This window comes from Cellulomonas sp. P22 (assembly GCF_044392165.1).
On sequence record NZ_JBISBW010000002.1, the window covers coordinates 45,191 to 68,570 of the forward strand.

25 protein-coding genes are annotated in these 23,380 nt (G+C 72.0%); 14 read left to right on the top strand and 11 right to left on the bottom strand.

What is annotated here, in order from left to right; translation table 11 throughout:
• Positions 1-232: 232 nt before the first annotated feature.
• Together ACGIF2_RS00920 and ACGIF2_RS00925 are read right to left on the bottom strand one after the other, a co-directional pair.
• The gene (locus ACGIF2_RS00920; RefSeq protein WP_396042515.1) at positions 233-652 is read right to left on the bottom strand and encodes a CoA-binding protein; all 420 of its coding nucleotides are present in this window, start codon (positions 650-652) and stop codon (positions 233-235) included.
• Between the two features lie 33 nt (positions 653-685).
• Positions 686-859, bottom strand: coding sequence for a CsbD family protein (locus ACGIF2_RS00925; protein WP_396042517.1), 174 nt, complete (start codon positions 857-859; stop codon positions 686-688).
• Between the two features lie 144 nt (positions 860-1,003).
• On the opposite strand from ACGIF2_RS00925, the gene ACGIF2_RS00930 reads away from it, so the two are divergent.
• From ACGIF2_RS00930 to ACGIF2_RS00965, 8 genes are all read left to right on the top strand, one after another.
• A complete protein-coding gene (locus tag ACGIF2_RS00930) occupies positions 1,004-1,606 on the top strand; it encodes a CDP-alcohol phosphatidyltransferase family protein (protein ID WP_396042519.1) in 603 nt (200 codons plus the stop codon).
• Positions 1,603-2,472, top strand: coding sequence for a DUF881 domain-containing protein (locus ACGIF2_RS00935; protein WP_396042521.1), 870 nt, complete (start codon positions 1,603-1,605; stop codon positions 2,470-2,472). Before ACGIF2_RS00930 ends, ACGIF2_RS00935 begins: the two co-directional genes overlap by 4 nt.
• 115 nt (positions 2,473-2,587) lie before the next feature.
• Positions 2,588-2,920 carry a small basic family protein gene (locus ACGIF2_RS00940; RefSeq protein ID WP_396042523.1) on the top strand — a complete coding sequence of 111 codons (333 nt, stop codon included), beginning with the start codon at positions 2,588-2,590 and terminating at the stop codon, positions 2,918-2,920.
• Entirely contained in the window at positions 2,917-3,735 is an 819-nt protein-coding gene (locus ACGIF2_RS00945; protein WP_396042525.1) for a DUF881 domain-containing protein, read from the top strand. The genes ACGIF2_RS00940 and ACGIF2_RS00945 overlap by 4 nt, the downstream gene beginning before the upstream one ends.
• A gap of 126 nt (positions 3,736-3,861) precedes the next feature.
• Positions 3,862-4,356 (top strand): FHA domain-containing protein, encoded by a 495-nt coding sequence (locus tag ACGIF2_RS00950; protein ID WP_396042527.1) that lies wholly within the window; start codon positions 3,862-3,864, stop codon positions 4,354-4,356.
• A 43-nt stretch (positions 4,357-4,399) separates the two neighbouring features.
• The gene (locus ACGIF2_RS00955; protein WP_396042529.1) at positions 4,400-5,164 is read left to right on the top strand and encodes a MerR family transcriptional regulator; all 765 of its coding nucleotides are present in this window, start codon (positions 4,400-4,402) and stop codon (positions 5,162-5,164) included.
• 77 nt (positions 5,165-5,241) lie between these two features.
• Positions 5,242-5,754 (top strand): bifunctional nuclease family protein, encoded by a 513-nt coding sequence (locus ACGIF2_RS00960; RefSeq protein WP_396042531.1) that lies wholly within the window; start codon positions 5,242-5,244, stop codon positions 5,752-5,754.
• A 197-nt stretch (positions 5,755-5,951) separates the two neighbouring features.
• Complete coding sequence (locus ACGIF2_RS00965; RefSeq protein ID WP_396042533.1) at positions 5,952-6,539, top strand: MerR family transcriptional regulator; 588 nt, start codon at positions 5,952-5,954, stop codon at positions 6,537-6,539.
• Positions 6,540-6,564: 25 nt separating this feature from the next.
• Here the strand turns inward: ACGIF2_RS00965 and ACGIF2_RS00970 are convergent, their stop codons facing one another.
• The gene (locus tag ACGIF2_RS00970) at positions 6,565-7,341 is read right to left on the bottom strand and encodes a ParA family protein (protein WP_396043328.1); all 777 of its coding nucleotides are present in this window, start codon (positions 7,339-7,341) and stop codon (positions 6,565-6,567) included.
• A 144-nt stretch (positions 7,342-7,485) separates the two neighbouring features.
• Between ACGIF2_RS00970 and ACGIF2_RS00975 the strand changes: the two genes are divergently transcribed.
• The 3 genes from ACGIF2_RS00975 (at position 7,486) to ACGIF2_RS00985 (ending at position 12,249) form a co-directional block, all read left to right on the top strand.
• Entirely contained in the window at positions 7,486-10,887 is a 3,402-nt protein-coding gene (locus ACGIF2_RS00975) for a pyruvate carboxylase (RefSeq protein ID WP_396042535.1), read from the top strand.
• A 103-nt stretch (positions 10,888-10,990) separates the two neighbouring features.
• The gene (locus tag ACGIF2_RS00980) at positions 10,991-11,644 is read left to right on the top strand and encodes an MBL fold metallo-hydrolase (protein WP_396042537.1); all 654 of its coding nucleotides are present in this window, start codon (positions 10,991-10,993) and stop codon (positions 11,642-11,644) included.
• Positions 11,645-11,745: 101 nt separating this feature from the next.
• Complete coding sequence (locus tag ACGIF2_RS00985) at positions 11,746-12,249, top strand: GNAT family N-acetyltransferase (protein WP_396042539.1); 504 nt, start codon at positions 11,746-11,748, stop codon at positions 12,247-12,249.
• Positions 12,250-12,316: 67 nt separating this feature from the next.
• On the opposite strand, the gene ACGIF2_RS00990 is transcribed toward ACGIF2_RS00985, so the two are convergent.
• From ACGIF2_RS00990 to ACGIF2_RS01000, 3 genes are all read right to left on the bottom strand, one after another.
• The gene (locus tag ACGIF2_RS00990) at positions 12,317-13,048 is read right to left on the bottom strand and encodes a class I SAM-dependent methyltransferase (protein WP_396042541.1); all 732 of its coding nucleotides are present in this window, start codon (positions 13,046-13,048) and stop codon (positions 12,317-12,319) included.
• Positions 13,049-13,167: 119 nt separating this feature from the next.
• Complete coding sequence (locus ACGIF2_RS00995; RefSeq protein ID WP_396042543.1) at positions 13,168-14,355, bottom strand: aspartate aminotransferase family protein; 1,188 nt, start codon at positions 14,353-14,355, stop codon at positions 13,168-13,170.
• A 213-nt stretch (positions 14,356-14,568) separates the two neighbouring features.
• Positions 14,569-15,309: an SDR family oxidoreductase gene (locus ACGIF2_RS01000; protein ID WP_396042545.1), complete on the bottom strand. Its 741-nt coding sequence runs from the start codon at positions 15,307-15,309 to the stop codon at positions 14,569-14,571.
• 97 nt (positions 15,310-15,406) lie between these two features.
• On the opposite strand from ACGIF2_RS01000, the gene ACGIF2_RS01005 reads away from it, so the two are divergent.
• Together ACGIF2_RS01005 and ACGIF2_RS01010 are read left to right on the top strand one after the other, a co-directional pair.
• Complete coding sequence (locus ACGIF2_RS01005; RefSeq protein WP_396042547.1) at positions 15,407-15,958, top strand: TetR/AcrR family transcriptional regulator; 552 nt, start codon at positions 15,407-15,409, stop codon at positions 15,956-15,958.
• 168 nt (positions 15,959-16,126) lie between these two features.
• Positions 16,127-16,984 carry a class I SAM-dependent methyltransferase gene (locus ACGIF2_RS01010; protein WP_396042549.1) on the top strand — a complete coding sequence of 286 codons (858 nt, stop codon included), beginning with the start codon at positions 16,127-16,129 and terminating at the stop codon, positions 16,982-16,984.
• A gap of 2 nt (positions 16,985-16,986) precedes the next feature.
• Here ACGIF2_RS01010 and ACGIF2_RS01015 read toward each other — a convergent pair whose 3' ends face one another.
• The gene (locus ACGIF2_RS01015) at positions 16,987-18,426 is read right to left on the bottom strand and encodes an MATE family efflux transporter (RefSeq protein WP_396042551.1); all 1,440 of its coding nucleotides are present in this window, start codon (positions 18,424-18,426) and stop codon (positions 16,987-16,989) included.
• A gap of 109 nt (positions 18,427-18,535) precedes the next feature.
• Complete coding sequence (locus tag ACGIF2_RS01020) at positions 18,536-18,982, bottom strand: MarR family winged helix-turn-helix transcriptional regulator (RefSeq protein ID WP_396042553.1); 447 nt, start codon at positions 18,980-18,982, stop codon at positions 18,536-18,538.
• Between the two features lie 522 nt (positions 18,983-19,504).
• On the opposite strand from ACGIF2_RS01020, the gene ACGIF2_RS01025 reads away from it, so the two are divergent.
• Positions 19,505-20,542, top strand: coding sequence for a nucleoside hydrolase (locus tag ACGIF2_RS01025; protein WP_396042555.1), 1,038 nt, complete (start codon positions 19,505-19,507; stop codon positions 20,540-20,542).
• A gap of 43 nt (positions 20,543-20,585) precedes the next feature.
• Here ACGIF2_RS01025 and ACGIF2_RS01030 read toward each other — a convergent pair whose 3' ends face one another.
• The 3 genes from ACGIF2_RS01030 to ACGIF2_RS01040 all read right to left on the bottom strand — a co-directional run bounded on the left by ACGIF2_RS01030 (position 20,586) and on the right by ACGIF2_RS01040 (position 23,303).
• A complete protein-coding gene (locus ACGIF2_RS01030) occupies positions 20,586-21,203 on the bottom strand; it encodes a VanZ family protein (RefSeq protein WP_396042557.1) in 618 nt (205 codons plus the stop codon).
• 210 nt (positions 21,204-21,413) lie between these two features.
• Positions 21,414-21,863: a hypothetical protein gene (locus ACGIF2_RS01035; protein WP_396042559.1), complete on the bottom strand. Its 450-nt coding sequence runs from the start codon at positions 21,861-21,863 to the stop codon at positions 21,414-21,416.
• A gap of 21 nt (positions 21,864-21,884) precedes the next feature.
• Positions 21,885-23,303, bottom strand: coding sequence for a DHA2 family efflux MFS transporter permease subunit (locus tag ACGIF2_RS01040; RefSeq protein ID WP_396042561.1), 1,419 nt, complete (start codon positions 23,301-23,303; stop codon positions 21,885-21,887).
• Between the last annotated feature and the right edge of the window lie 77 nt (positions 23,304-23,380).

Sequence of the window (23,380 nt, forward strand, 5' to 3'; positions counted from 1 at the left end):
CAGGGGGGCCGTCCCGAAGGTCGCAGTCCCGAACACATCCACGGCGGTGAGGCCGGTACACAGGCACGAGGGAGGCGCGACGAACTCCAGGTTCGGTGCGAGTCTAGCGTCGATCGGGGGTGGTCCGGTGGTGACCTGGCGCACACGGGGCGCCCCTGGCGGCCTGATCCCAGCGTCGTCGCAGGTCAGGGGCATGCGGTGCGGGCACGTGTGAGACCGGACACCGCGCGCGTCAGGCGATGCCGAGCCGGTGCGCCTCGATGACGGGGCAGGCGTCCATCACCACGTCGAGCCCTGCGTCGCGCGCCCGGGCGGCAGCGTCCTCGTCGACAACCCCGAGCTGGAGCCAGACGGCGCCGGCGCCCGTCGCGATCGCCTGGTCGACGACGGCGCCCGCGCGGTCCGAGTTGACGAACACGTCGACCACGTCGACCGGGCGAGGCACGCTGTCGAGGTCCGGGACGCCGGGGGAGCCGTGCACGGTCTCGGCCCGTGGGTGCACGGGGACGATCTCGTGACCGAGGGTGCCCTGCACGAACTCGGCCAAACCCCACGCCGCGCGGGTGCGGTTCGCCGACAGGCCCACGACCGCCCAGCGGCCCGGGCTCGTCAGGAGCCGCCGGACCACCTCGGTGTCGTTGATGTGAGCCACGTGCCCAGCGAACCACACCCGCGGCGCGGACCGTCAGTGCTTGAACGCGTCCTTGATCTTCTCGCCGGCCTGCTTGACGTCGGCCTTGATCTGGTCGCCGCGCCCCTCGGTCTCGAGCTTCTCGTCGTCGGTCGCCTTCCCGGCGCCCTCCTTGATCTTGCCCGCGGCGTCCTGCGCGGCGTTCTTCGCCTTGTCATCGATGCCCATGCGGCACCCCTCTCGTGGCTGATGCTCCGGTGGAACTGCGCATCGACCGTACGCCGGACGTCGCGCGCCCGCGCGGCGGGACGACAACGGGTCCGAGCCGCCTAAGATCGACTCTCGGTGAGATCTACGACGACAGGGGACGCAGTGGCGGAGAAGGCGGCCGTCTCTGACCGCGTGCTGACGGTGCCCAACGCGATCAGCCTCGCGAGGCTGCTCCTGGTGCCGGTGTTCGCGGTGCTGATCGCAACGGGCGAGGACGGCTGGGCGTTCCTGGTGCTCGCGGTCTCGGGCGCCAGCGACTGGCTCGACGGGGTGCTCGCACGGCGGCTGGGGCAGGTCTCGAAGCTCGGGCAGATGCTCGACCCCGCGGCCGACCGCCTGTTCATCCTCGTCACGCTCATCGGGCTCGCGTGGCGTGACGTCGTGCCGTGGTGGCTCCTGGTCGCGATCGTGCTGCGCGACCTGCTGCTGCTCGGGATGCTCGGGGTGCTCGCGCGCCGAGGCTACGGGCCGCTGCCGGTTCATCTGGCGGGCAAGGCCGGGACGTTCGCGCTGCTGTACGCGTTCCCCCTGCTGCTCCTCGCGGAGTGGCCCGCGCCCGTGGGGACGGTCGCGCTCGTGCTCGGCTGGGCCTTCGCCTGGTGGGGGATCGCCCTGTACTGGTTCGCCGGTGTGCTCTACGTGGTCCAGGCCTGGCACCTGCTGTCCGCAGACGCCCGGGGCGCCGACGTCCGAGCCGTGCCATGACCTCGGAAGGTGCCCGGCGGCCCGTCGACGCGTCGATGACGCTGCTCCACGAGGTCGTCAGCAAACCGCTGGACCCGGGTTACCGCATGGTGGCCGACCGCCGAGCGCTGCACGGTGAACCGGCCAGGTCGCCGGCGCGGGCCGTCGGGCTGCTGATGGTCGCGCTCGCCCTGGGGCTCGGCACGACCGCGGCGACGCTCGCGCTCCGCGCCCCCGAACCGGCCGTCGTCGCCGCCCGCACGCTGCTCGAGGACCAGATCCTCGAGCGCTCGGCGGACATGGAGGACCTGCACGCACGGTCGTCCGAGCTGACCTCCGAGATCGCGCAGCTGCAGACATCGGTGCTCGCTGCCGCCGGGTCGCCGCTCGTCGACCAGCTCGAGGCCGACTCGCTCGCCTCGGGCGCCGTCCCCGTGACGGGCCCGGGACTGCGCATCACGCTCACCGACCCCCCCGACGCCGCTCTGGAGGACGACGCGCTGGCGAAGGTGCTCGAACGGGACGTCCAGATGGTCGTGAACGGGCTGTGGGACGCCGGCGCGGAGGCCGTCGCGGTGAACAACCAGCGGCTGACCTCCACGACCGCGATCCGCGAGGCCGGCGGCTCGATCATGGTCGACGTGGTCCCCCTCATCGGGCCGTACGTGATCGAGGCGATCGGCGACCCGCAGGACCTCCAGGTCGCGCTCGCACGCTCCACGGCCGGCCAGTACATGGTGGGGCTGCGCATCGACCCCGGCCTCGGGGTGGAGATCAGTCCGCAGACGTCGCTCTCGCTCGCGCGGGCGACCACCGTCACGTTCCGTTCGGCCGTCGTGCCGGAGGGTGTGCCGGTCCTCGCCGCGGGTCCGGGGCCCCGCGGGTGACGGCCGATCGGGTGATCGGTCGTCGGGCGATGCCCTGCCGACCGGTGGGGTGCCGTCGTGGGCACGAGTTGTGGCAGGGTGCGGTGCGCACACCGAGCGGTAGAGGGAGTCTGACGTGATCGCAGTCATCGGCCTGGTGGTCGGGGTCGTCGTGGGTCTGCTGGTGCAGCCCGTGGTCCCCGTGTACCTCCAGCCGTACCTGCCGATCGCGGTGGTCGCGGCCCTCGACGCGCTCTTCGGGGGCCTGCGCGCGATGCTCGACGGGATCTTCGACGACCGCGTGTTCCTGGTCTCGTTCCTGTCGAACGTGGTCGTCGCCGCGCTCATCGTGTTCCTGGGCGACCAGCTCGGCGTGGGGTCGCAGCTCTCCACGGGCGTCGTCGTCGTGCTCGGGATCCGGATCTTCTCCAACGCAGCCTCGATCCGCCGTCACCTGTTCAAGGCATGAGCACGACCGACGCGCCGGGCACCGACGGCACCGGCACCGACACCGAGGAGCACCCCGAGGCGCCTGCACCGGCTGCGCCCGGACCGGCCGGCCGGCCCGCGTGGGCCACGCTGCGACAGCTCCTGCGTCCGCGGCTGACGCGGGCGCAGCTGCTCACAGCGCTGCTCTGCGCCCTGCTCGGGTTCGCCGTGGTGGCGCAGCTCCGCCAGACCCGGGACGACGGCCTCTCCACGCTGCGGCAGTCCGAGCTGGTCGGGATCCTCGATCAGACGACCCGCCAGGGCGACGACCTCCAGCGTGAGATCGCCGAGCTCGAGGCCACTCGCCAGGAGCTCGTCTCGGGGACGGACAGCCGGCAGGCGGCGCTCGACGCGGCGACCCGCAGCGCGGCGGTCCAGGGGATCCTGACCGGCCGCCTCCCGGCCGAGGGTCCCGGGATCGTCCTGACGCTGACCGAGCCCGACGGCGCGATCACCTACCTCTCGTTGCTCAACGTGCTCGAGACGCTGCGCAACGCGGGCGCGGAGGCCATCCAGCTCAACGACGTGCGCCTGACCGGCACGACCTACTTCGCACCGGGAGCGGGCGGTGTCGAGGTCGACGGGACCGTGCTGCACGCCCCCTACCGATGGGTCGCGATCGGGAATCCGGACGTGATGGCGTCCGCCCTCGACATCGTCGGCGGGGCACTGGCCGCGGTGCGCAACGACGGCGGGCACGGACTCGTCTCGACCGGCGCCACGGTCGAGGTGACCGCCACCAAGGAGACGCCGACGCCCCGCTACGCGACACCTCAGCCGGCACCGTCCAGCTGACGACCGCGTCTGCGATCGTCCGGCGCGCGGCGCGGTGCTACACGTTCGCGCTGCATCCGCATAGGCTGTCGGCACACGCGTGACCTCGAAGGCGGGTCGCAGTCACGAGCAGGCCCGGGAGGCGGCATGAGCAACGACCGGCAGCTACCGGAGCAGCAGCGGAGCGCACACGACGAGCACGAGCAGGGGTATGTCCCCTCGGCGTCGGACACCACCGTGTTCTCCAGCATCGACTCGACCGAGCTCGAGGTCGTCTCAGGTCCAGGGCTCGCGGGCGACGCCCTCGCGGCGGTGCATGCTCTCCCCCCGACCTCCGCGCTGCTCGTCATGCAGCGGGGCCCGAGCGTGGGTGCGCGGTTCCTGCTCGACGCCGAGCGCACGGTCGCCGGTCGCAGCCCCGACGCGGACATCTTCCTGGACGACGTGACGGTCTCGCGCAAGCACGCCGAGTTCGTGCGTGAGGGCGACGACTTCGTGGTGCGGGACATCGGTTCGCTCAACGGCACCTACGTGAACCGCAACCGGATCGACGCGATCGCGCTGCGTCCGGGCGACGAGGTGCAGATCGGCAAGTACCGCATGACGTTCCACCCCAGCCCGCGCGCGGGTCATGAGGGCTGAGGGCCACTCCGTGCGGAACGGCGGGGGCGCGGCGAACGCCCGGGTGGCGAGCTCGACGACGGTGCAGGAGCTCGAGGCCGAGGCGGACGACCAGCCGGTCGAGCCCTGGCCCCGGGGCATATCGCGGCGCGCGACCATGCGTATCTCGGACGTGCTCGCCGCGCTGCAGATCGAGTTCCCCGCGGTGACGAACTCCAAGCTGCGGTTCCTCGAGGAGCAGGGCCTGGTCCAGCCGGTACGGACCCCTGCGGGGTACCGCCAGTACAGCCCGGCGGACATCGAACGGCTGCGCTACGTGCTGCGCCAGCAGCGTGACCGCTACGTGCCGCTCAAGGTCATCGGAGCCCAGCTCGCGGCGCTCGACGCGGGCGAGGAGGACGACGTCCCGCTGCGCGCCCAGCTCGCGACCCGCGACGGTGTGCGTCCCGCGCCGGCCACCGGGGCGCGGCTCACGGCGGAGGCGCTCGCCCGCGAGGCCGGCGTCGACCCCGAAGTCGTGACCGGGCTCGTGACGGCGGGGGTGCTGCGACCGACGGCGTCGGGGCACTTCGACGCCTGGGCCCGCGACGTCGTGGTGCTGGCCGTCGCGCTCGGTGAGCACGGTGTCGACGCCCGCCACCTGCGGGTGTTCCGGACGGCGGCCGACCGGCAGGCGGATCTCGTCGAGCAGATCGTGGCGCCGTGGCGGGGGCGCCACGCGCCGTCCTCCCGCGCGCGTGCGGGCACCCTCGCAGCCGAGGTCGGTGAGCTCTGCACGCAGCTCCACACGGCGCTGGTGCGTGCCGCGGTGTCCGAGCTGGCCCCCTGACGGCGACGTCTCCGCAGCGTGCGGGCACGCGTTCGACTCATGGGGCCGACCTCGCGTGCTCGACGTAGCGTGGGCACGTGGGGGAGGACGAGGAGCTGGTTCCGGTCGAGGTGGTCGGTGTGCGGCAGCATCTGGTCGACGAGGAGATCGTCGTCCTGCTGCTGGACCCGGCCTCCGAGCTCTTCGTGCCCATCGTCATCGGGCCCAGCGAGGGCAGTGCGATCGCGTCCGCGCAGGCCGGCATCGTGCCGCGCCGTCCCATGACGCACGACCTGCTGTGCGACGTCATCAGCGCGGCCGGCACCGTGCTGCGGCGCGTCGAGATCACGAGCCTCGAGCACGGGGTGTTCCACGCCGCGCTCGTGCTCGGGTCGGGCGGTCGGGTCGACTCGCGGGCGTCGGACGCGATCGCGGTCGCGGTGCGGGTCGGCTGCCCCGTGCTGTGCTCGGCCGAGGTGGTGGCGATCGCCGGGGTCGAGGCGTCCGCCGGGCCCGCCGAGCAGGAGCTCGAACGGTTCCGGGAGTTCCTCGAGCAGGTCACGCCCGAAGACTTCGACACGGGTCAGGACCCGGGCGGGGAGGGTCGGTGAGCACAGACCTTCGACCTCAGGTCGAACGTGAGACTCGCCCTCGCGACACTCCGTCGCGGCGCGCCGGGCGACGTCGTTGACGACCCCCAGGTGCGGGCCTAGCGTGGCGACCAGACATCCGAAGCCCGAGGTCACGCACCGCGACGACCGGCCGGGCACACCGCCTGGACGGATGACGGCAGCGAGTGGAGGACCCCGTGAGCGGCACCGGTGACAGCGTAGAGGCCGCGGGTGGCGTGCCTCAGCGCGCCCAGGGGCTGCTCTTCGGAGACGAGCTGCCCGACCTGGACATCACGACCGGGTACCGGGGCCCCACGGCGTGCCGCGCGGCGGGCATCACCTACCGCCAGCTCGACTACTGGGCGCGGACCGGGCTCGTCGAGCCCACGATCCGTCCCGCGACGGGGTCCGGCACGCAGCGGCTCTACAGCTTCCGCGACATCCTCGTGCTCAAGGTCGTCAAGCGGCTGCTCGACACGGGCGTCTCGCTCCAGCAGATCCGCACCGCGGTGAGCACCCTGCGTGAGCGCGGTGTCGACGACCTGGCCCAGATCACCCTGATGTCGGACGGTGCGAGCGTGTACGAGTGCACCTCGGCGGACGAGGTCATCGACCTGGTGCAGGGCGGGCAGGGCGTGTTCGGGATCGCCGTAGGTCGTGTCTGGCGCGAGGTCGAGGGCACGCTCGCCGCGCTCCCCACCGAGCGGGCCGACGAGTCGCACGACGACACCGCGAAGGTCGAGGACGACCTCGCGGCACGGCGCCGGGCCCGCACCGCGGGCTGAGCCCCGCGACCCGCCGACGCGGCGGTCAGCGCGTGGACGGTGCGCGCAGCGCGCGGTCCAGCAGGTCGTCGAACGCCTGGGAGAGCTCCGCCGCCGCGGCACCGGGCCAGGCGTGCACGGGCTGGGCGGCACCCTGCGCCTGCTGGAGCGCGGCACGCTCCGGAAGCATCGGGCTCAGCACGAGCGGGCCGTAGAGCGAGCGGAGCTCCTCGAGCCGGAACGCCTGCTCGACCGACCGGGCCCGCACCCGGTTGACCACGACACCCAGCGGCTGGAGCGACGGCGCGGCGCCCCGTCGCAGCTCGTCGATCGTGCGCATCGCGCGACCCACCGCCATGACGGAGAACAGGCCCGGCTCGGTGACGACCACGGCCCGGTCGCACGCCGTGAGGCCGGCCCGGGTCAGGCCGCCCAGCGAGGGCGGGCAGTCGAGCAGCACGAGGTCGTAGCCGGCGACCCAGGAGAGCGCGAAGCGGAGACGGTCGAGGTCACGGCCGCTCTCGTCGGCGCCGTCGTGCCGTGCCGAGGCCGCGGACCCGACCAGCACGTCGAGGCCCTCGTCGGCCCAGCTGCTCGGCGCGGTGGCGGCGCGCACGGTCTCGGCCGACGGGTCGTCCAGCACCGCGGCCACGTCGAGGTGGTCACCCGCTCCCACGCCCAGCGCGAGCGTGCTGTCCCCCTGGGGGTCGAGGTCGACGACGAGGGTGCGCAGGCCGCGCTCGAGCGCGGCCGAAGCCAGCCCGAGGGTCACCGACGTCTTGCCCACGCCACCTTTGAGACTGCACACACCCAGCACCAGCACGGCGCTCACGGTAGCGGGCTCAGGAGCCCTCGACGAAACCCGGCCGTGGGATCATCGGCTGAGCCGTTTCGCCATGCGGTTCGTCGCGTCGTCGCTGGAAGCGGCCCGCTACGGTGCTCACGAACCAAACGAATGGGGTGAGTCGTGTTCTCCAAGGTGCTCGTAGCCAACCGTGCCGAGATCGCCGTGCGCGCGTTTCGCGCCGCATATGAGCTGGGTGCCCGGACCGTGGCCGTCTTCCCGCAGGAGGACCGCAACTCCGAGCACCGGCTCAAGGCCGATGAGGCGTACCCGATCGGCACCCCGGGTCACCCCGTGCGCGCCTACCTCGACATCCAGGAGATCATCCGCGTCGCGCTCGACGCCGGTGCGGACGCGATCTACCCCGGGTACGGCTTCCTGTCGGAGAACCCCGCGCTGGCCCGCGCGGCCGAGGCCGCGGGTCTGACCTTCATCGGGCCGCCGCCCGAGGTGCTCGAGCTCGCCGGCAACAAGGTGCGCGCGCTCCAGGCAGCACGCGAGGCCGGCATCCCCGTGCTGCCGTCCTCGGCCCCGTCCGCGGACGTGACCGAGCTGATCGCCTCGGCCGACGAGGTCGGCTTCCCGATCTTCGTCAAGGCCGTCGCGGGCGGTGGCGGCCGCGGCATGCGCCGCGTCAACACCCCGGCCGAGCTGCCCGAGGCGCTGGCCGCCGCGATGCGCGAGGCCGACGCCGCGTTCGGCGACCCGACCGTGTTCCTCGAGCGGGCCGTGCTGCGCCCCCGCCACATCGAGGTCCAGATCCTCGCCGACGGCCAGGGCAACGTGGTGCACCTGTACGAGCGGGACTGCTCGCTCCAGCGCCGCCACCAGAAGGTCGTCGAGATCGCCCCGGCCCCCGACCTCGACCCGGCCGTGCGTGACGCCCTGTGCCGCGACGCGGTCAAGTTCGCCCGCAGCATCGGGTACCAGAACGCGGGCACGGTCGAGTTCCTCCTCGACACCGTGGGCGACCGTGCGGGCGAGCACGTGTTCATCGAGATGAACCCGCGGATCCAGGTCGAGCACACGGTGACCGAGGAGGTCACCGACATCGACCTGGTGTCGTCGCAGATGCGGATCGCCGCGGGGGAGAGCCTCGCGGATCTGGGCATCGACCAGGACTCGATCCGGATCAACGGCTGCGCGCTGCAGACCCGCATCACGACCGAGGACCCCTCGAACGGCTTCCGGCCCGACACCGGCCGGATCATCGCGTACCGCTCGCCGGGCGGCGCCGGGGTCCGGCTCGACGGCGCGACCGCGTCGGCGGGCTCCGAGATCTCGGGCCACTTCGACTCGATGCTGGTCAAGCTCACGTGCCGCGGCCGGGACTTCCCGACCGCTGTGCGCCGGGCGCGGCGTGCGCTCGCCGAGTTCCGCATCCGCGGGGTGCGGACCAACATCCCGTTCCTGCAGGCCGTGCTGGCCGACCCCGAGTTCGCTGCCGGGCACATCTCCACGTCGTTCATCGACGAGCGCCCCGAGCTGCTCGCAGCCCGGGAAAGCGCCGACCGTGGCACGCGCCTGCTGTCGTACCTGGGCGACGTGACGGTCAACCGTCCGAACGGCGCCCGGCCCGCGGACGCGGTCGACCCGCGGCTCAAGCTGCCCCGTGTCGACCTCGCCGCACCGGCGCCCGCGGGCAGCAGGCAGCGGCTGCTCGAGCTCGGTCCCGAGGGCTTCGCGCAGGCGCTGCGTGCCCAGACCGCGGTGGCCGTGACCGACACGACGTTCCGCGACGCCCACCAGTCGCTCCTCGCGACCCGGGTGCGGACGCACGACCTGCTCGCGGTCAGCGCCACCGAGGCCCGGCTGCTGCCCCAGCTGCTCTCGGTCGAGGCGTGGGGCGGCGCGACCTACGACGTGGCGCTGCGCTTCCTCGGTGAGGACCCGTGGGAGCGGCTCTCGTCGCTGCGCGAGGCCATGCCGAACCTGGCGCTGCAGATGCTGCTGCGCGGCCGCAACACGGTCGGATACACGCCGTACCCGACGGCGGTCACGGCGGCGTTCGTCCGCGAGGCGACCGCGACCGGCATCGACATCTTCCGCATCTTCGACGCGCTCAACGACGTCGAGCAGATGCGCCCGGCGATCGACGCTGTGCGCGAAGCGGGGACGCCGCTCGCCGAGGTCGCGCTGTGCTACACCGGCAACCTGCTCGACCCCGCCGAGGACCTCTACACCCTCGACTACTACCTGCGGCTCGCGGACCGGATCGTCGAGGCCGGCGCTCACGTGCTGGCGATCAAGGACATGGCGGGCCTGCTGCGCCCGGCAGCCGCGACCCGCCTGGTGTCAGCTCTGCGTGACCGGTTCGACCTGCCCGTGCACCTGCACACGCACGACACGACGGGCGGCCAGATGGCCACGCTGCTGGCCGCGGTCGAGGCCGGGGTCGACGCGGTCGACGCCGCGAGCGCCGCGATGGCCGGCACCACGAGCCAGCCGCCGATGTCGGCCCTCGTCGCGGGGCTCGAGCACACGCCGCGCGACACGGGGCTGTCGCTGCGGGCGGTGTGCGACCTCGAGCCGTACTGGGAGGCCGTGCGTCGGCTCTACCGTCCGTTCGAGTCGGGCCTGCCGGGCCCCACGGGGCGCGTCTACGACCACGAGATCCCCGGTGGCCAGCTCTCGAACCTGCGCCAGCAGGCGATCGCGCTGGGTCTCGGCGGGCAGTTCGAGCAGATCGAGGAGACGTACGCCGCGGCGGACCGGATCCTCGGCCGGCTCGTCAAGGTCACGCCGTCGTCGAAGGTCGTCGGTGACCTCGCGCTGCACCTCGTGGCACGCCACGCGGACCCGGCGGACTTCGCCGCGAACCCGCAGGAGTTCGACATCCCCGACTCGGTGGTCGGTTTCCTCTCGGGCGAGCTGGGCGACCCGCCTGGCGGCTGGCCCGAGCCGTTCCGCTCGAAGGCGCTGGCCGGGCGCACAGTCCGCACCAAGGTCACGCCGTTGTCCGAGCAGGACCACGCCGACCTGGCCGGCGACTCCGCGACACGTCGCGACCGCCTCAACCACCTGCTGTTCGCCGGGCCGACCAAGGAGTTCGAGACGTTCCGCGCCTCGTACGGCGACGTCAGCGTGCTCGACACGACGCGCTACCTGTACGGCATGACCAACGGCGACGAGGTCGACATCGAGCTCGGCAAGGGCGTGCGGCTGCTCGTCGGGCTCGAGGCAGTGGGTGAGCCGGACGAGCGCGGCATGCGCACGGTGATGTTCACGCTCAACGGTCAGATCCGTCCGCTGCAGGTCCGCGACCGCACGGTCGAGGTGGACGTGGCGATGGCCGAGAAGGCCGACCCCGGCACGCCCGGGCACATCGCCGCCCCGTTCGCCGGCGCCGTGACGCCCGTGGTCCAGGAGGGCATGCGGGTCGAGGCCGGTCAGACCGTCGCGACGGTCGAGGCCATGAAGATGGAGGCCGCGATCACCACGCCCGTCGCGGGCAAGGTGCAGCGGCTCGCGATCGGCGCGGTCCAGCAGCTCGAGGGCGGCGACCTGGTGATGGTCGTCTCCTGACGTCCGACCCTGTCCCTCCGGTGGGCTCCTGCGCGCCGGAGGGACAGGGCGTCGGTGGCACGGTGCGTTGGCGGGGGCGTGCGCGGGCGTCGATGCTGGGGAGATGACGACCGACCTGACGTCCTGGGGGCACTCGTGCGTGCGGCTCGAGCGGGACGGCCGTCGGCTCGTGATCGACCCCGGGGTGCTGAGCGACGCACGGGCGCTGGACGGCGCCCAGGCGGTGCTGCTGACGCACGCCCACCCCGATCACGTCGACGTGTCCGCGCTGCGTCAGGTCCTCGACGTGAACCCCGCGCTGGAGGTCTGGGCACCGCCCGACGTCGTGCTGATGCTCGCTGACGGGACCGCTGTCGACGAGCGCCTGCACGGTGTGACGTTCGGGGACCGTGTGGACGCGGCCGGCTTCGACGTCGAGGTCTTCGGCAGCTGGCACGCCGTGGTGCACCCCGACATCCCGCTCGTCCCCAATGTCGCCTACCTGATCGACGAGGCGCTGCTGCACCCGGGTGACTCGTTCACGGTGCCTGACGGGCGCACCGTCGACACGCTGCTGACGCCCGTGGGCGCCCCCTGGTTGAAGATCTCGGAGGCGGTCGACTACGTGCGTGCGATCACGCCGCGTGTCGTCGTCCCGATCCACGACGGCGTGCTCAGCCCGCCCGGCAAGACCCTCGTCGACCGCGTGATGCGCGAGCAGTGCCCGGACGTCGAGTACCTGCGCCTGACCCCGGCGGATCCGCTGCCCGTGAGCTGACGCGGTGGGTGCCGGGGTCGTCCTCCGGGTCGCCGCCGTGCTAGCCGTCGTTCGGCGCGTCGAGGACAGGGGTCGCTGAGGGCGTCATGCATGCTGAACGCGTGATCCGAGTCGAGCGGCTGTCCGAGGACCAGTGGGGCGTGCTCCGCGACGTCCGCCTCCGCGCACTGTGGCAGAGCCCGCACACCTTCGGGTCATCGCTCGCCCGCGACCAGCGCTTCAAGGAGCCGCACTGGCGCATGCGGCTGCGCGGGAGCCCGTGGTTCGTGGCCCGTGTCGACGGTGTCGAGGAGCCGCTGGGTCTCGTGTCGATGCTCACCGAGCCGGGTTCGCCGATCGACGACCGGCACGTCGTGAGCCTGTGGGTGGACCCGGAGCACCGCCGTCGCCGCGTCGCGTCGGCGCTCGTGGGGACCGTCATCGCCGAGGCCCGCGCGGCCGGGGCGACGACGGTGTCGCTGTGGGCGGCGGAGGACAACGTGCCCGCTCTCGGTGTGTGCGAGGCGCTCGGCTTCGTCGCCACCGGTGCCCGGCAGACGCTCCCTCGTGACCCGTCGCGCGCTGAGCTGCGGTTCGAGCTCGACATCTCCGCCCCGGAGTCCTGAGCCGGGTCAGTCCCGCGCCGGGCCAGGAGAGTGCACGGTGCGCAGACGCCGATCGGCAGTCGGCCCGTCAGCGCCGGAAGAGCCCTGCCCACAGGAACGGCTCGCCGAAGGTCGCGGAGTCGTCCGGCTGGGCGTGCATGCGGCGCAGCGCGAGCTCGTCGAGCCAGTCGAACGTGGTGCGCAGCTCGTCGTCGGAGTAGGCCAGGCCGCCCGCCAGGCTGCCCGTGCGGTACAGGTCGACGTCGGGCGCCTGCGTCCCCATCGCGCCGGCGGCGAAGCACGAGAGCGCGAAGTGGCCGCCGGGGCGCACCATCGCCTCGAGCAGCGACCGGTAGCTCACGCGCCGGTGCGGGGGCAGGTGGTGGAAGCAGCCGCTGTCGTAGACCACGTCGTAGGGCTCGTGCCCGTCAGGCCACGCGAAGATGTCGGCCTGCACGAAGCGCACGGAGACACCGGCCTCGTCGGCCCGTTCGCGCGCCCAGGTCAGTGCGGTGTCCGACAGGTCGAGCGCGTCGACCTCGGCGCCCTGCTGCGCGAGCCACACGGCGTTGCGACCAGGGCCGCACCCCAGCTCGAGCACGCGGGTGCCCGGCCCGATCGGCAGCAGACCCTCGTCGTGCCACGCCACGAGGCTCTCGTCCGGGGCGCTGCGGAAGAACGGCACCGACCGGTCACGGTCGGTGTAGAACGTGTCCCACCAGGCCGCCCCGCCGCGGTCGGTCCACCGGTCGGCCTGCTCCGCGAAGAGCAGGTCGAGCAGCTCCATGACGTCGTCGACGGTCTGTACAGAACGGTTCACGTAGACCCCAGAAATAGGCGCTGACCTGCGAATTCGCAGGTCTCTATTGTACCCCGCCCGGCCCTCCGCGGGGTCCTGGAACCGTCGGTGGCGCACGCCGGATCGGCGCGGTCAGACGGTCAGGTGCGCGCCCGCACCGCGTCCAGGAACCCGTCGATCTGCGCGGGGGTGACAACCAGCGGTGGGTACACGCGGATCGTGTCGTGCGCGAGGTGGGCGCCGACGAGGTAGCCGCTGTCGAGCAGCGACGACTGCGTCTGCGCGGCGGTGCCGGGTGCGACGTCGAACGCGCACATCAGCCCGCGGCCGCGCACAGCCCGCACACCGTGGCCGGACGCGGCGAGCGCGGCCAGTCCGGACGTCAGCTGCGCCCCGCGGTCGACCGCGGCCGACAGCAGGTCCTCCGACTCGATGGCCTCGATGACCGCGAGCAGGACCGCGGCGCCGAGCGGGTCGTCCTGGTGCGACTGCGCGTACCGAAGTCCCGCCTGCTCGACCCGGTCGGCGACCTCGCGGGTGACCACGACGGCGCTGACCGGGTAGCCGTTCCCAGCCCCCTTGCCGACAGCGACGACGTCCGGGCGCACGCCCAGGTGCTGGAACCCGAACCAGCGCCCGGTCCGGCCGAAGCCGGTGGTGACCTCGTCCACGACGAGCAGCCCTCCGGCCGCGCGCACCGCGTCGACCACGCGCGCGACCCGTTCGGCGTCGGGCAGCCGGACCAGGCCGGACGAGTTGCCGGGCTCGAGCACGACCGCGGCGACGCGTGCGAGGGCGTCCCTGCGCTCCGCGCCGCTCATAGCGTCGAGCTCCTCGACGGTCAGCTGCCGGCCCGTCCCCGGCGCCCCCGCCGCCCCGAACGCGGACAGGTAGTGACCGGAGAACCGCAGCACGCCGTCCCGGCCAGTCACCGCCGACGCGATCCGCAGCCCCAGCTCGACCGCCTCGCTGCCGGAGGCGAGGAGCACAGCCCGACCGTCCGGCACCCCCGTCACCTCGCACAACCTCGCGCGAGCCCGCATGACGACCGGATGCGACCACCGGTAGCCCACGTGCGCAACGGCGAGCGCCTGGTCGACCAGCGCCGACGTCACCGCCGGGTGCCCGTGCCCGAGGTTCGCGCACCAGACCCCCGACTCGAAGTCGACCAGCTCCCGGCCGTCGGCCGTCCGCAGCACGCACCCAGACGCCGTGATGACGTCGGGGACCTCCACGGCGAGCCCGGACAGCGGCAGCAGCGACGTCCCGCGGTGGTCCGTGCGCCCGCTCGTGGCGCCCACGGTTGACGGCGCCTGCGTCCCGACCATCTGGACCACCCCGAGTCTCTCGAAGACGGGCCGGCCATCACCGGCGCCCGGGGCTTGTCCGCCCTGGCCCACCGTAGGGAGGGTCAACCACCTCACCAGGGGACCTCCGTCCCCGCGCCCGCACGCCCGCCACAGGGGATCACCACGTGCCAGCCCGAGATCGGCCGGCGCGGGCGCCGGGGGAGAGGTCGTCCAGCGCACCACCCGTGACCGTCAGGCCTGCGCCGTCGGGCGCAGCACGATCTCGTTCACATCGACCTCGGGAGGGCACGACACGGCGAAGGCGATGGCCTCGGCGACGGCGACAGGGCTCAGGGCGATCTCGTCGCGGAGGTCCGCGAGCGCGGCGCGAAGCCGCTCGTCGGGGATGCTGTCGGCGAAGCTCGTCGACACGATCCCCGGGGAGACGACCGAAACCCGGATGCTCGCGCCCGCCTCCTGGCGCAGGCCGTCGCAGATGGCCCGGACGGCGAACTTGGTGCCCGAGTACACGGCTTGGTTGGGCACGGTCTTGAACCCGGCGGTCGAGGCGGTCGTCACGAAGTGCCCGGACGACTGCGCGCGGAACACGGGCAGCGCTGCGGCGATGCCGTGCAGGACCCCCTTGATGTTGACGTCGACCATGCGGTCCCAGTCGTCCACCCGCAGCTCGTCGAGCGGTGAGATGGGCATCACGCCGGCATTGCTGACGAAGACGTCGAGGCGGCCGAAGTGCTCCACCGCGAGGTCGACGAGGGCCTGGACGTCGGCGCGGCGCGCGACGTTGGTAGCGCGCCAGATGGACCGACCGCCGGCGCGCTCGATGCTCTCGGTGAGCTCGACCAGCGGTCCGGGCCGACGGGCGCCCAGGACCACGCGGGCCCCGCGAGCCGCGAGCAGCCTCGCGGTCGCTTCGCCGATCCCGCTGCTCGCGCCGGTGATGGCGACGACCTTGCCGTCGATGGATGCAGACATGGGTTCTCCCACGGGTAGAGTGAGAACCGGAGATATCTCCGGTACGTCGACGACAGTACCGGAGACCTCTCCACTTAGTCGATCGGGAGGGGGCGTCATGGCGCTCGAGATGCGCGCCGACGCGCACGAGAACAGGCAGCGGATCCTCGCGGTCGCGGCAGATGCGCTCGAGGGGGACAGCGCTGTGTCCCTGAACGCCATCGCCAAGCGGGCAGGGGTCGGACCCGGGACCCTCTACCGCCACTTCCCCGATCGCGAGGCGCTCGTCATGGCGGTCTACCGCCACGACGTCACCGAGCTCGTCGCGTCGGCCGAGGAGCTGCTCGTCGGCGCGAGCCCCGTCGACGCGCTGCGGACGTGGTGCCTCCGCCTCGGACGATTCGGGCTGGTCAAGCACGGCTTGACCGAGGTCCTTCGCGCGACCACGAGCGAGCAGCTGCACGGCGAGAGCTACGGCCCGGTCGTGCGTGCCCTCGACACGATCCTGGGTGCGGGCGCGCGGGCCGGCGCGCTGCGGTCGGACATCGCGCCGGAAGAGCTCCTCCTGGTCCTCGGGTTCTTGTGGCGACTCGAGCCCGGCCCCGACTGGGAGGACCGCGCGGGCATCTTGCTGGACGTGGTCATCGCGGGCCTCGAAGCCCGGGACTGAGGCTCCGGGCGGCAGCGACTCGGCACCCATCGGGCCGCGCGGTCATCATGGCCGACGAGAGCGATGCGGGGGAGCGGACCCGGTCGACGCTGCTCAGAAGGGTGAAAGCACGCCATCGGCACGGCGTGGCTCCGGAGGTCGGTGCCGCGTTCGTGATAGTTCATTGAGATGGAAGCACTCTCTGTCCCCAGCCCGACGGCGTTGATGTCGGCAGCAGCTCGCGCCGCGCACCTCCTGGTCGACGGCCCGACGCCCCTCCTGGTGGACGCGCAAGCGCTCGCGCTGTGTCGCGCTGTCGGTTCCTCGCCCCTCGACTACCAGCTGGCGGCTCCCCGTGAACCGGTTCTCGCCGCCGCTCGGCTGAGCGCAGTCGTCCGCAGCCGCTTCGCCGAGCAGATCGCTCGCCGCTCGTCGACGGACCAGTACGTGGTCCTCGGCGCCGGCCTGGACTCCTCCGGCCATCGGCTGCAGGCATCGACGAGGACGTGGCTGGTGGATCTCCCGACGGTCCTGCGCTGGCGCGCGTCAGCCTTCGCCGCGGCGGAGATCGAGGACGTCGGAGCAGCGGTCCCGCTCGACCTGGCGACGGCAGATGTGCCCGCTGCACTCGCGGCCGCGGGGGGCGACCTCGAGCGCCCGGTCGTCGTCTCCTGGCTCGGAACCGTGATGTACCTGGACCTCCCCCAGGTCGAACGCGTCCTCGGGCAGCTGTCTGCCCTGGCGCCCGGGTCGCACCTCGTCTTCGACTGCATCGTGCCGCCGAGCGAGCGGGACCCGGCCGGACAGGCGTACGCCGAGGCGGTGTCCGCGGTCGCGGGCACGTCCGGTGAGCCGTGGCGCTCGACGTTCTCGGCAACTGATGTCGAGGACGTCCTGTCGCGCACCGGCTGGCGACTGGAGCGTTCGGCGAACGAAGCAGAGGTGGTGCCGGACGGGTCGTGGCAGGAGCACGAGGCGCTCCGGCCTCAGCGGCTCGTCCGACTCGTCCACGCGAGCACGAATCCCGACGGACGACCGACACCGTGACCTCAGGTCCCGGTGGGCTCAAGCACGTGCGCCGCTCGATCCGCGCTGCCCTGGTCGAGTCCACGGCTGATCGCGTGACGAGTCGCGAGCCACAGCCCGACGCCGACGACGAGCACGGCGAACTCTGTGACGGTCAGAGCCCAGACGATGCCGGACAGTCCGAACCAGAGCTTGCCGAGCAGGACGACCGGGATGAACAGCAGGCCGTGGGTCGCCGACATCGTGGTCGCAGCCAGCGCACGCCCGGTGGCCTGGAACAGCGACGTGATCAGGCCGCTGAACCCGTTGGCGAGCATCGCGACGAGCTGGGCGGTGAGGAACGTGACGCCGATGGCGAGGACCGAGCGGTCAGCGACGAACGCGGCGAAGACCTGCTCGCGGAACACCAGCACCGCGGTCGAGAAGACGATTCCGAAGGCACCGACCGCTATCGCGGAGGTGCGTAGCGCCGACATCAGGCGTTGGCGGTCTCCACGGCCGTACGTGTAGGCGAGCAGCGGCAGGACGCCGAGCGTGATGCCCATGAGCACGAATTCAGGTACCTGCGCGATGCGGACCGCTACGCCCATCGCCGCGAGCGGGCCGTCGCCGTACGCAGCGGCGAGGTTGTTCAGGACGAGCGCGGTGACGATCATGAACGCGGACTGGACCAGCTCGCCGACACCCACGCCGAACACGGGTCTCAGCACGGCGGGCGCGAGCGTGAACCAGCGGGGCGCGAGGCTGATGTGTGCGCTGTGCCGCGCCAACCAGGTGGCGAAGTAGGCCACGGTGACGACGTTGGCGAGGCCGACCGCCAGGGCAGCTCCGCCGACCCCCCACCCCAGGACGAGGATGAACACGACATCGAGGACGACGTTCGCGACCGTGGAGGTGACCAGCCCGATCATCACCTGCCGTGCCGCACCCTCTGCCCGGACGAGCTGTTCGAGGCAGAAGGCCGCCGCGAGCACGGGGACGAACGCGAGCAGAACCGTGGCGTAAGCGCTCGTGGCGTGTGCGGCGGCGGCATCTGCGCCGAGCAGCCGCACCAGCGGGGCCCGCAGCAGCATCCCGGCGGCCCCGAGCACGGCGCCCACGACAACCGCGCCCCAGACGGCGAACGAGGCGACGTGCTTGATCTGCCCGGCCTGTGCCGGCTCCCGCTCCGCTGCTCCGAGCAGGCGGGAGATGAGCGCGCCGCCTCCCGTGCCGAACACCCCGCCCACCGCCATGACCAAGACGAGCAGCGGTGACCCGAGCGTGACGGCGGCCAGCAGCGAGGTGTCGTGGAGCGCCCCGATGAAGCCGGCGTTGATGACGTTGTAGAGGGCGCTGACGATCAGGGCGGCGGCCATCGGCACGCAGAGGTGCACCAGGGCGCGGACGATCGGTGCGGTGGCGAGGTACCAGTGGTCGGTGCCGACGGCGGCGGCCGGGACGGTGGAGGTGGGAGTGCTCATGGCTGCTTCTTCCGGGCAGGCTCGAGCGCGCGCGCCGGCAGAAAGCAGGCGCGGCGGAGGAGTGGGGTGTGGGGTGGGAGGTCCACGCGGCCGTGCCGCGGGAGGGCGCTCAGTCGCGCGTCGGCTGCGGCAGCTCCGCGGCGATCTTGGCAAGCAGGGCGTGCAGGGTGGCTCGTTCGGACGGGTCGAGCGGGGCGAGGATGGCCTCGTCGACGGCCGCGATCGCGTCGTCGAACCCGGCCACGAGCGCACTGCCCTCGGGCGTCGCATAGACGCGCTTGCTGCGTTCGTTCCCGGGTTCGGTGCGGCGTTCGACGAGACCTCGACGCTCAAGTCCCTGGAGGAGGCTCGAGACGCTCGCCGCGCTCGTGCGGGTCACGGAAGCGATGTCGCGCTGGATGGCACCGGGGTTCTGCACCAGGTAGCCGATGACGAACGCCTGCTCGTGGCTCAGCTTCCGCGCCCGGATCCAGTCCTCGCCTGCCTTGCGCTGCGCCCAACCGATCCAGCGAAAGAGGTCCAGGCTGGTGGTTCGCGGGCTGCTCGGTGCGTCCATGATTCGAACTCTAACGGTTAGAGATCGAACTGACAAGGCTCGAACCGCCAGTGGCGGGGGAGCGGCACCGGGTGCGCCAGGCCGTCGGTGAGCCCGTCGCGCGTTCGTCGACGCGAGCATCGCCGCGGTCAGGTCGCCCGCCGATTCGTCGTCAGTCAGGGGATCGCTCGCCACCGGCATCGAAACTGGTGCATGTGACCCAGGCGTTCAGAAATACGACAGATCGGATCCGGCCCGGCGCGGCACATCGAAAGCGGCGACGTCGACCGGAGGCACAACGGCACACCCGTCCGCACCGCGGACCGCGGGCGCCGCCCGAGGTGCCGCGCGTCAGCGCGGAGGTGCGGTGGCCGACAGCCGCCCTGGAGGCTCGATGACCTCGGTGGGGGCGCCCTCAGTCGCGTGAAATGACATAATGTCCATTATCGGCACGCAACCAGGACGAGCCGAACGAGAGGCGAGGACTCGATCAGTCCAACGGTCCCTCAGAGATGCGATTCGCTCCCGATACGCTCCCACGCCATGGCGACCATCCCCGAAGACGTGACCCGCCCTGACGTCCCGCGATGGCGTCTCGGCGAGCATCCGTGGCTCGAGGGTGCGCCACCAGCACCTTCTGCGGTCCGCGTCATCATCGACAACGACTTCGCGGGCGACCCCGACGACCTGTTCCAGCTCGTCCACCACGTGCTCTCGCCGGCGGTCGACATCGCCCTGGTCGTCTCCTCCCGCCTGCGGATGGAGGACGGCGTCTCCACCACGAGCGCAGCCGACGGGGCGCGGGTCGCCGAGGACGTCTTCGGGCGCATGGGCCTGGAGTCGACCGACCGCGTGGTGGCCGGTGCAGAGGTTCCCCTGCCCGACCGCAACACACCGTGCCCCTCTCCGGCGGTCGACAGGATCATCGCCGAGGCGCTGCGCGATGACCCGCGACCGCTGTTCTACGCCGCCGGCGGAGGTCTGACCGACCTCGCCTCGGCCTACCTTCTGCAGCCTGAGATCGCCGATCGCCTCGTGCTGGTGTGGATCGGGGGCTTCGAGCACGAGCCCGTGCCGTGGCTCGGCGAGCCGGCCCTCGTGTCCGAGGAGTACAACCTCTCGATCGACGTCTGCGCTGCGCAGGTCCTGTTCGACGCGCCGGGCCTGGAGGTCTGGCAGGTGCCGCGCAGCACCTACCGGACGTGCGTGCTGTCGGACGCGGAGATGCGGGTCCGGGTCCGCGCCGCGGGTCCGCTCGGACGCCATCTCGACGACGAGGTGCGTGCCGAGATGCTGCGCCACGCGACGGCAGGGCGACCGCCGTCCGAGGTCTACGTCCTGGGCGACTCCCCGCTCGTCCTCCTCACCGCCCTGCGCAGCTACTGGGAGGACGACGCCACGTCCTGCGAGTACGTCCGCCGGTCGAAGCCCTCGCTCACCCCCGAGGGACGCTACGTCGGCTCCCGCGAGCGCACGCTCATGCGCGTCTACACCCGCGTGGACGCGCGCACGATGAACGAGGACTTCCACGCCAAGCTGGCGCTCTTCGAGGCGTGGCACTCGAACCACGCCGGAACCTGACCGGATCGAGCCGTCGCCTCTCGCTCTTCCAGCGCAGTCGCCGTCAAGACGTGTGCACGCGACGTCGCACGGCGTCGTCGTCGGCTGGTGCGGTGGGCGTCTCGGCGCTCTGCGACGCCGGCCAGGTGGCCGCGTCAGCGAGTCGTGCCAGGGCCGGCACGAGCATCGCGGCGCGCAGGATGCCGTACCCGACCACGGCCCCGAGGGTGTTCGCGAGCAGGTCGTTGACGTCGGCTGCGTGGCCGCCGCCGAGGGTGACGTCGACGACGAGCTGGAGCGTCTCGATGGTGAGGCTCGCCACGAGCCCGCACAGCAGCACGTGGCGCACGGAGCGAACTCGGGCGACCACGGGCAGCAGGACTCCCCAGGGCGCGAAGAGCACCACGTTCTGCAGCATGTCGGCCGGGTCCGTGTTGACCAGCGGAGTCAGGTTCAGGAAGGTGAACCACGCCTGGTCTCTGCCAGGTCTGCCGATGGCGATCGGCAGCAGGACGGCGGTGAGCACGACGGAGCCGTACGCGCACAGGGCGGCGCCGGCTGCCGCCCTCAGTGCCGTGAAGGCGCCCCGCCGGCGAAGTCGCCACCACACCGCCACCACCCCTGCAGCGGTCAGCAGAGCCGCGACCGGCAAGGCATGGATCTCGTAGGAGGTGTCGTGCACTCTCGGTCCTTACGCATCGACGTCAGCCAGCCGTGGACCCCACCCTGACGCACGTCCGGCGGTCGGGAATCCCACCGGAGGACGAAGCCTCCGCGGACCTCGTCCGTCCGCGGGGTGATCCCAGATCGAGGACGGGGCAATTCGCGCTGCGGATCCCCCCGCTTCCCATGCCCCTAACGCCAGCGCGTACTGCGATCGGTCCTCCGGTCGTCAATCAGTTCGCTGCAGCGAGAACCATCGGCGTGCAGCGGCTCGCGTCCGTGGCTCGAAGTCGAGCTGCGCTTCGGGGATGCCGTGGCGTCGGCCGTGTGCGATCACGTCTGTCCATGAGGTCGGCTCGGTCGTCGCGACGAACACCCGGTCCTGGAAGACGACGACCAGCTGATCGTCACGGAAGAAATGGGCGTACCAGCAGTCGTCGTCCGCAGGGATCATCCGCCGACGCAGCTCGGCAACGGTGCGGCCGAGGTCGGCCTCGGGCACGTCCGCCAGGACGACGTCCCATGCACCGACCCGTCGGTGCGCCAGCGCCATCAGGCCATCCCCCACGCCGCGGTCACCGCACGACTGTGCGATCACGACACCCCAATAGCTGCTCACGGCCGGATCGTACAGCTGTTCGAACGTCGCGGCCGCGGTCAGCCTCCCGTGTCGCGGCATGAGGGTCAGGCTCGCCGCTCTTCAGTGCTCCTGCGGTTGCGCCGTGCGCGGCAGCAGGCGCACGAGGAAGCAGCACAGCAGCACGACGGCACCGACCACGGCGAGGCTCGCGAGCATGCCGTTCACGGAGGGCGCATCGGAGACCGCGAAGAAGACGGTGGTGATCGCGGCGCTTCCAGCGGCATTGGCGAGCTGTTGCACCGCGTTGAGGGACCCGCTCGCGCTGCCCGTCTCATGGGCGTCGATGTCGCCCAGGGCGAAGCTGAAGATCGTGCCGAAACACGCCCCCATGCCCAGCCCGACGAGCACCAGCGGGCCGACGAGCGCCCACGTGCCGACGGTCGCGCCCGCGGCGAGCACGATCAGTCCGGCCCAGGCCGTGCCCGCCAGCGTGAGGAGCAGGCCGATCAGCACGAGACCGCGGCCGAGCTTCCCCATGAGGATGCCGCTCACGATCGACGCGACGATGAGGCCGGTTGCGACGGGCGCGAGCGCCAGCGCGGCGCCGAGGGCGTCGACATGGAGCACGCCCTGGACGAACAGCGAGATCGTGTACAGCAACCCTGCCACCGCCGCGAAGAACAGCACACCCATGATGAGACCGGAGGTGAAGCCGCGGTTCCTCAGGAGCGAGGGAGAGATGATCGGCGCCTTGGCCACGCGCTGGCGTCGGACGAAGAGCGCGGACCCGATGATGCCGAGGCCGATCAGGGTGAAGGGCACGGGGCCCCAGCCGGTGGACGAGCCCTCGATCAGCCCGCTGAGCAGGCCCAGCATGGCCACGCTGAGCAGCCCGGCACCGAGCCCGTCGAGCACGACGGACCGATCTCCCCTGTCCCGCGGGACCACCAGGAGGGCCGCGACGATCGCGGCGACGCCGATGACGAGGTTGATGAGGAACATCGGTCGCCATCCGAGTCCGAACAGGTCGGCGTGGATGAGGAAGCCGGCAAGGATCGGACCGCCGACCGCCGCGATGCCCATGGCGGGCCCGAAGGCGCTGAACGCCTTGCCCACCTCCTCGCGCGGGTAGGCGGCCAGCAGGATGCCGAAGCCCTGCGGGATCAAGAGCGCGCCGAAGGCTCCCTGCACGATGCGGCCGGCGATGAACATCTCGGGGTTCAGGGCGACACCGCACGCAGCGGACGCCGCGGTGAACCCGATCAGGCCGATGAGGAACGTCCGGCGCCGCCCGAACTTGTCACCCAGGCGGCCACCCACGACGAGCAGCACGCCGAGTGCCAGCGCGTAGCTCGCTCCGGCCCACTGGATCAGCTGCTGGCCGCCACCCAACGCGTCGGCGATCGTCGGCGCGGCGATGTTGGTGATGGTCGAGTCGAGCAGGTCGAGGATGTCGGCCACGAGCACGACCGCGAGGATGAGGGTCCGTTGCAACGGGCTGGTGAGCGGCGGCTTGACCGCGGTGGCGATGGCGGACATGAGAGCTCCAGGAAGTTGAGAGCGAACGTTGTTCGTTGAGATCGATCACCGCGAACGTACGAGCGAACGGTGTTCGT